Here is a 6,157-nt window from a genome sequence, read left to right on the forward strand (position 1 = left end):
TTTCATTTTTTTATTTTCTGAAGGAAATCTTTGACCTCCTCCACATAATCATGTTGCTGAATCAAGGAGGTTAACAGTTCCTTATTATGTCCTGGGTAGTTATCTTCACGTCGTAGTTCTTCATACATCTCAATAAAGGGAAGTCCTTTTTCTTTGGCTGATTTTAACTCCGCTTCGTAATCATAAGCGACCTTACGAAATTGGATATTTACCAATTCCCCCTCTTCAACTTCAATTACGGCATACTGGGCGCGGTGGTTTTTTAGTGATTCCCAATCAAAATAGGGCATTCCAATCGTACCTGGATTAATAATTTGTTGTCCTTGACTTCCATAACGAAGCAACTGCTTGTGAACATGACCGTAAACGGCTATATCCGTTTCCTCATCAAGTAAAAGATCAAAATTTGAAGTCTCATTTGTCACCTGTAAAGCTCCACCATAGTTTTTATCGGGTAAGTTATGACTAAGTGAAAAACGCAAACCATCCACTTCAATCTTGTCAAGAAGTGGCAAACTTCTCAACCAGTCAATATGCCGAGTATCAAGTCGTTCCATCAAATACTGAGTTAGGCGCAAAAGTTGTATTTCTTGAGGATCTTCCAATCCATAGACACCATCTAAAGCTTCTAAAACACAGTCATCCCAATTTCCTCGGACTGAAACAGTGATTGGCAAACCTTCCAAAAGATCCATTAAATCATTTCCACCCGGACCAGGAAGAAAAAAATCACCCAGAAGCCAGTATTCGGTCGCTCCTAGCTCTTTAGCATCATTTAGGACTGCTTCTAAGGCAGTCGTATTTCCGTGTATATCAGATAAAATGGCAATTCTTTGTTTCATCTTCACTCCTTAAATGAATGGCTGTATAGTTTGAATCTAGTATATCAAAAACTGACTGAAAACGTGAAAACCATCGTCTGGGTGGTTTATCTTCTAAAACTTATGGATCATTTTAGAAACGGTATAGTTATTTCTAAATATGATTTTTTTCCTCATCAGTAATTATAAGTTCATATACTGTTTATATGTTACTCGCTATCTCTCTTATAACTACTAATTTTGAGTACAAAAAAAGCAGGTGACAATCACCTACTTTGTTGAGATATTATTGTCCAGAAATAAGCGGAGCAAGAGATTTATAAGCACCTTCAATAGCCTGCTTCATAGCATCACGTCCTGTTTTCAACTGTTGAAGAAACAGGTTACGATTTTGTTCTGGAACTACTGTATCATCCGGACCAGCGGCTGAAAGCGTTTTGTTAAATGTTTCTCTTGAAGTTTCCATAGACTCAATTGCTGGTTCTACTTGTTGATTGTATGCTTCTTTTCCAGCTTCTGGAACTTTATTACCGATTTCAGTAATGTATTTCTTATAGTTGTCAATCAACTTACCAAAAAGAGCTTTCATATCGCCAATTGTTTTAGCATTGTCAATTTCTTCATCTGTCAAAAGAACAATTTCTGGAGTTTTTAGATCTGAACTAGCTGTTTTTGATGAAGTTTCAGAGCTACTTGATGAACTCTTTGAAGTAGAAGTTTTTTCTACAGAACTTGAAGCTTTATCAGAAGATTCTGAAGCTGATTTTCCAGAACATGCTGCTAAAGTTATAACCGACAAAAGCGCTACACTAGCTGTAACAATTTTTTTCATTAGTGTCTCCTATTAATAAAGAATAGGAATATTATATTATAAAATTATTTCAATGTCAAATTATTTCGCGATCAAATATTCTAAACATTCTAATGCTTACTTCACATTGCTTGAATTTTTCTCACTATGTGACTAACAATGATTTGAAAATTAAGTAAATAAGTCCGGCTATAAAATCAGACTTACTCTGTTGTAATACCTAGCTTTTCACTACTTGAACAATATCTTGAAAATCCTCTGAAAGAGCATCATATTGATTGTTTACATATAGAAAGTAGCCTTCTATGCCTCTATGGATAATAGCGTTAACCGTCGGGTGAAATTCTTTATCCGTCGCATTAATGACAAACTGTGTCATTTCAAAGGCTACCTCGGGAGCATATTGAAGTTTCTCAATACCAATTCGAATCATCAAGGCTTGGACATTTTCTGGTGAAATAGAATCCTTTTGTGCCTTCCCGTTTAACATCCCGAAAATATAGGCTGCTGCTAACTGTCTGTCAAGATCCTCATCCAAATCGATCGTAACTAAACTTAAAAATTTATCGACCATTTCAATAGTCTCGTTTGTAATAGTATCGTTCATAATAATTCCTTTCTAAACCAAAATCTACTTCTGTCAACACAAAGTCTTACAATTATCACAATAAGATTAAAGCTTAACAATAACTTGTTCACGTCCTGCATACTTATCAATTTCTTCTTGCCAAATTGCCTTTAATTCGTCGTCAACAATTACTGGGCTATTTACCTCTTGCATTTTTTGAATTCTTTCATCAATGGATTTAATCTTACAGACTTTACTTTTTATACTTCCTAAAAATTCTTTAAATGAAACATGAAAGGGGATAATTCTTTGCTTCTCATGATCAAAAAATGCTACTTGATTATATTTTTGTTCTGCAATCCCCAGAAGAATATAATTCCCGAAACTATCTTCTGCAATTGGTAGATAATCAACTTCAATATAATCTGATAGAAAATCATGATCAATTAAATACTGGAAGTTATATTCATAGTCAGCATTTTCAAACCCATAGAAAGCTCGAATATCTGAACTTTCTTTCTTAATTTTAAAGCTTGTCTGTAAAGTATTTCCCCCGTTGTATTTTAATAAAAAATTTCTGTATCCTTCAGGTAATATAAATTCATATTGTTTTTCGAATTGAACTAATGCATCGGAAACACCTGTTGTATCAAATGGAAAAATTCTTAACATATTCTCTCCTTTGTATTTCTATGCTATCAAATAACAGTTCATCTAGTTCGCCCATATCTACTTCAATATTTACGTAAACCTCAATATAAATTCAAAGATTAATAAATCTAGTATAACAAAAACACCCATAAAACGCGAAAACCATCCACATGAATATGAATGGTTTAGACTATATTTAAATTAGACTTGTATAGTAAACTAGATCTCCACTGTGTCATCATCCTCATCATCTACAACTTCAACATTCAAGTGACCATCATCTAGGTATTCTTCTTGAGTGATTTCACCACTTTTAAGCAAGAATTTTTTATTGAGGTTTGTTAACAATTTATCTGCATCATCCAGTAAGACTTCCAGTCTTCTAAGTCCCCAAACAGTCTCGAGAATTCCATTCGTATAAGACTTATTTTCTGAAGATTCAATAGAATGTATTTGACTTTCTAAAAGCTCAAGACCAGTCTTTAATTGGTCAACACTTGAATCCCAATCTGATTGAATATCTTCGATAAAATCATCTAAGTCCTCCTGATTAAGGAATTCTCCATTAAATTTATCATTTAATGACGAACAAACCTGATACAATCTTTCCAATATTTCTTTCATTTTCAAATGTTCCTTCCCAATGCATTCTTTGTTTTCACATCATTAACCGATCCATCTAAATTAATTACTTTTTTAAATTTCCCTCTCTTATCAAATACCTCAATATGGTCTTTATGACTACCATCTAAGTATAACTGATCACCTTTTTTAAGACCAGGAATACTCTTATCTACCACTTCATATATGGTTTGTCCATCATATTGTCTCTTGGTCTTTCTCACCGAACTTTTTAACTGTTCACCAAAATCCGTCTCAAAAAATTCTTGCATATTATTAACTGGAGTAGGGATCAATCTTCCCCCACCTCTTCCTTCAAACGCTTCAATCTTTTGTTTGTGATCGATTGAGATTTGTTGGATACGATCTGCTAGGTCATCCATCTTGGTTGAGACTTTTAATTTTGGTAGATCAACCGGGACGTCATCTACAGTCACAAAAGCAAGTCGATTCTTATTCCCAAGGGAATCAAGCTTGTTGTGAATATTTTGGTGGCCAGTTTCAATGGCATCGCTAAAGTTCCGTACTTTGTTTGAAAGCCCCTCTGTACTAGCTGAGATGGCTTGATTCTTCACATTTGAGACACGGTTCTTGAAGTGATCAAAACCTTCTCCTGCTTGAACCTTGACATCACCTGCCTTGGTCTTGATGTCCGTCCAGGCTGTGTTGGCTTGTTCTTTAAGGTTGGTTTTGAAGCTGGTTGCTTCACCACTGTGGATGTCGACATTGCCTGTTTGACTTGCTCGGTAGGCCTTGTATTTACTACCGAGATGACCAATAGTACGACCAATCATTTGACTGGTAGTAAAGTATTAGAAGTATAAATCTAGTATAACAAAATCTTTTGAGAATATATAAAATGTGATAACACTTGGATATCACATTTTAAATTATAAGACTACAGTTTAACAATGACTTGCTCACGACCTGCGAATTCATCGATTTCTTCCTGCCACAATGCTTTCAACTCATCATCAACTACAATGGTACTTCCGATTTCTTCCATTTCTTTAATACGTTCTTCAATTGATGGAATATAAACAACGGGACTTTTTATCTTCTTTAAAAACTCAATAAAATCAATATTAAAAGAAATATATTTTTGTTTTTCATGATCATAAAAAGCTATTTTATTATAATTTCTAGCATCAATACCAATTAAAATACTATTACCAAAACTATCCTTAGCAATTGGCAAATAATAGTTATCAATAAAATCTTCTAAGAAGCCTTTCTCAATTAAGTAGTTAAAATTACTATAATACTTAGCCAAAGAAAAACCGTAAAACGAATGGATATCTGAACTTACTTTATCAATTCTAAAGGTAGCATCAATTGTATCTCCTCCATTATACTTTAATAAAAACTCTTTATATTTTTCAGGTAATGAAATAGAATAATGTTTCTCCAATTTTTCTACTTCATCTAGTACTCCATCCGTTTTAAATGGGAAAATTCTTAACATAGCATTTCCTTGTTCTCAGTTCAGCTTATCACCATATCTTAAACTAATATTCTACATTCCAATCCTGCCAACCAACGTAGTAATTAACAAGATATGCTCATACATCTTAACCTTATCTAGATGATCCACATCTTTGAATCCACCTAATGCTAACAAGGGTACAAAGCCAAAACACTGATCGTAATCTAACAGACCATATTGTTCAATCGCTTCATTGTAGAGTGGCAATTCAAAATAATCATCTGCAAAATCGGGTTCATTAACAAATTGTAGAAACAAAGGGAGGTTCTCAAAAATAGTCATAAATACTCCATCTTTGTATTTTACCATCCTTAAATATTTTCCTTCTTCACATACAATCATATCTCCAAAAGCCGTCGCAAATATTGGAATAGCAACATTACCCCTAAAATATGAATCTTTAATTAACTCAATATAGTCATCTGGATTTATAACTTTTAGATAACCATTTAAAAAGGTACCCAAACCTTGGTTTTCCCAAATCACAACCAATTCAACAGGGACTTTATCCTTATAATTTTCAATCACCTCTTTTGGCATGTCTGCAACTTTTAAAAAATCTGAAATCATCGATACTCCTTTCAATAAGTAAGCCTTACATTTAAATATGTACTCTGTAGTTGTTCTGGAGACATTGTTTTAGCCATTGCCCGAATCTGCTCATCAACATAATCAATACGATATCTCCATTGAATTCCAATAGATGAGTTGACACCTGTATCGCCCATGCCACCAATCTTATCTGGATATCCTCCAGCTATCTGGTCAGGATTGTGAAGAGCAGCTTGGGTATCTAGCCATTCTTGCGCCTTCAGTTTTGCTTCTGAACGAGATAAACCACTCTCAATAAACTCGTTATACTTATCTGAGAAAGCATTCTCCCTTGCGACTCGTTGAGCAGCATTTCCTTCTAAAGCACGACCTTCAGCGATATATCTTTCACGATTATCAAGATATTCCTGAACAGTCAACTCGTTCATTCCATTTTGTTGATCTGCTAATTGACGTGAGAATTCTTCTTCAGGATGTTTTGGATTGCGATTAAATTCAACTTGTATCTCTTCAATGCGTGGAATGTCATCTATATGTTGAATTTTTGGAGTTTTATTACTAGTTCTTCCCCCACCTCTGCCTTCAAACGCTTCAATCTTTTGTTTGTGTTCGGCTGAGATTTGTTGGATACGATCTGCTAAGTCATC

General features: G+C 34.3%; 9 protein-coding genes. All 9 read right to left on the reverse strand.

Annotated elements, in window-relative coordinates; translation table 11 throughout:
• Positions 1 to 2 precede the first annotated feature (2 nt).
• The gene (locus tag HMPREF2780_RS07170; RefSeq protein WP_105026413.1) at positions 3 to 842 is read right to left on the reverse strand and encodes a metallophosphoesterase family protein; all 840 of its coding nucleotides are present in this window, start codon (positions 840 to 842) and stop codon (positions 3 to 5) included.
• A gap of 265 nt (positions 843 to 1,107) precedes the next feature.
• Positions 1,108 to 1,653 (reverse strand): hypothetical protein, encoded by a 546-nt coding sequence (locus HMPREF2780_RS07175; protein ID WP_105026414.1) that lies wholly within the window; start codon positions 1,651 to 1,653, stop codon positions 1,108 to 1,110.
• Positions 1,654 to 1,852: 199 nt separating this feature from the next.
• The gene (imm48, locus tag HMPREF2780_RS07180) at positions 1,853 to 2,239 is read right to left on the reverse strand and encodes an Imm48 family immunity protein (RefSeq protein ID WP_082307735.1); all 387 of its coding nucleotides are present in this window, start codon (positions 2,237 to 2,239) and stop codon (positions 1,853 to 1,855) included.
• A 66-nt stretch (positions 2,240 to 2,305) separates the two neighbouring features.
• Positions 2,306 to 2,872 (reverse strand): SMI1/KNR4 family protein, encoded by a 567-nt coding sequence (locus HMPREF2780_RS07185; RefSeq protein WP_105026415.1) that lies wholly within the window; start codon positions 2,870 to 2,872, stop codon positions 2,306 to 2,308.
• A 198-nt stretch (positions 2,873 to 3,070) separates the two neighbouring features.
• Positions 3,071 to 3,475 (reverse strand): hypothetical protein, encoded by a 405-nt coding sequence (locus HMPREF2780_RS07190; RefSeq protein WP_105026416.1) that lies wholly within the window; start codon positions 3,473 to 3,475, stop codon positions 3,071 to 3,073.
• Positions 3,476 to 3,477: 2 nt separating this feature from the next.
• Complete coding sequence (locus HMPREF2780_RS11770; protein ID WP_233994383.1) at positions 3,478 to 4,266, reverse strand: hypothetical protein; 789 nt, start codon at positions 4,264 to 4,266, stop codon at positions 3,478 to 3,480.
• A 104-nt stretch (positions 4,267 to 4,370) separates the two neighbouring features.
• On the reverse strand, positions 4,371 to 4,937 hold the full coding sequence (locus tag HMPREF2780_RS07200; RefSeq protein WP_048779257.1) for an SMI1/KNR4 family protein: 567 nt from the start codon (positions 4,935 to 4,937) through the stop codon (positions 4,371 to 4,373).
• A gap of 51 nt (positions 4,938 to 4,988) precedes the next feature.
• A complete protein-coding gene (locus tag HMPREF2780_RS07205; RefSeq protein WP_048779254.1) occupies positions 4,989 to 5,528 on the reverse strand; it encodes a T6SS immunity protein Tdi1 domain-containing protein in 540 nt (179 codons plus the stop codon).
• A gap of 11 nt (positions 5,529 to 5,539) precedes the next feature.
• On the reverse strand, positions 5,540 to 6,157 hold a 618-nt coding region (locus tag HMPREF2780_RS07210; protein ID WP_324826055.1), incomplete at its 5' end, for a polymorphic toxin type 15 domain-containing protein.

This window comes from Streptococcus sp. HMSC062B01, assembly GCF_001811085.1.
GTDB lineage: Bacteria > Bacillota > Bacilli > Lactobacillales > Streptococcaceae > Streptococcus > Streptococcus gordonii.